The organism is Mycobacterium sp. 1245852.3 (genome assembly GCF_001669335.1).
Lineage (GTDB): Bacteria > Actinomycetota > Actinomycetes > Mycobacteriales > Mycobacteriaceae > Mycobacterium > Mycobacterium europaeum_A.
In genome coordinates this window covers 1-701 of the sequence record NZ_LZLL01000262.1, presented here as the reverse complement: position 1 = coordinate 701, position 701 = coordinate 1, and the positions used below count along the sequence as shown (strand labels likewise).

Below are 701 nucleotides of genomic sequence, written 5' to 3'. Positions count from 1 at the left end.
GTCGGCGGCGCCGCGCGCCAGATACGGCCCACCCTTGTTGAACAGCTCGGCACCGGTGTTACCAAACCCGGCCGCCGACAACAACGCCTGATCCAAATCCTTCTGCTGAGCATTGAGGGTGCGCGCGGTGATCACCGCGTCGTTCAAAAAGTCGAACAGATCCGGCGCCGCATTCGCATACGTATCACCCAACGCCGCCAACTGCTGAATATCCTTGCGCGCCTGCGGCATCCGCGGATTCACATCATCAAGCAAAACGTTGGCGTTGACCACCGACTGACCGAACTTCTCCCCCAACCCCGACAACGACTGCGCCGCCGCACTCAACGTCAGATTCAGCTTGATCGGATCCACCTTCTCCGCGATCGACGTGATCGTCTGAAACAACGTATTGATCTCGGTGGTCACCGACAGCGCATCGATCACCGTGCGCGACGAAATCTTCTGCGGCGACGGATTCGCCGGCGTCGTCAACGACACATACTTGCCACCAAACACCGTCGTCGCCTTGATATCCGCATTCACATTCGCCGGAATCAACGCCAAATACCGCGGAAACACCTCCAACGTGAACTTCGCCGCCGGCTTCCCATCACGCACCGTCTCCGCAATCGACCCCACCCGGCCGATCTCCACCCCGTTATACGTCACCTTCGAACCCGGATCCATCACCAAACCGGCCCGCGACGCAATCATCGTCA

The 701-nt window shown here is 59.6% G+C and carries 1 protein-coding gene; it reads right to left on the bottom strand.

Annotation, left to right across the window (positions count from 1 at the left end):
* Positions 1-701 (bottom strand): MCE family protein (locus A9W96_RS11495; protein ID WP_156765201.1); only part of this gene is annotated, 701 nt, incomplete at both ends.